Here is a 509-nt window from a genome sequence, read left to right as displayed (position 1 = left end):
ATCGAACTTAACATCAGCATCCTGCAAATCAGCACCAAAACCAATTGATAATTCACCAGCACGGTTAATTGATTCAATTCCAGCTTGGGCATCTTCAAGTCCTGCTACTTGGTCAGCTGGAAGATCCATTAATTTAGCTGCTTCTTGGTAAATTTCTGGATCTGGTTTACCATGGCTTAAGTTTGCTGGATTAACGATTCCTTCAAAGTAATCAGTTAATTGCAAATGCTTAAGAACCTTTGGCGCATTTTTAGAAGCAGAAGCTAATACAATGTGGTAACCGTTAGCTTTCAATTCATCTAAGAAGTCTTTCATTCCTGGAAGAATATCAGCAGGTGTTAGAGTTTCAACTAACTTAATATAGTTATCATTCTTTTCAGTTGCCAAAGCTTCTTTTTCTTCTTGAGTATAGTCATTTTCATGGCCGCCAGCCTTCAAGATTAATTCCAAAGAATCCATCCGACTAACACCCTTTAATGCGTCAGCCAATTCTGGAGTCCATTCAGTTC

Annotated in this window: 1 protein-coding gene; it reads right to left on the bottom strand. The window is 38.3% G+C overall.

Annotated elements, in window-relative coordinates:
- Positions 1-509: HAD-IA family hydrolase (locus CP366_RS10380; RefSeq protein ID WP_098043592.1), on the bottom strand; the 509-nt coding region annotated here is incomplete at both ends.

It is taken from the genome of Lactobacillus sp. UMNPBX15, assembly GCF_002553785.1.
Classification (GTDB): domain Bacteria; phylum Bacillota; class Bacilli; order Lactobacillales; family Lactobacillaceae; genus Lactobacillus; species Lactobacillus crispatus.
Note: the sequence above shows the minus strand (reverse complement) of the source record. Positions and strands in the feature narration are given on the sequence as shown.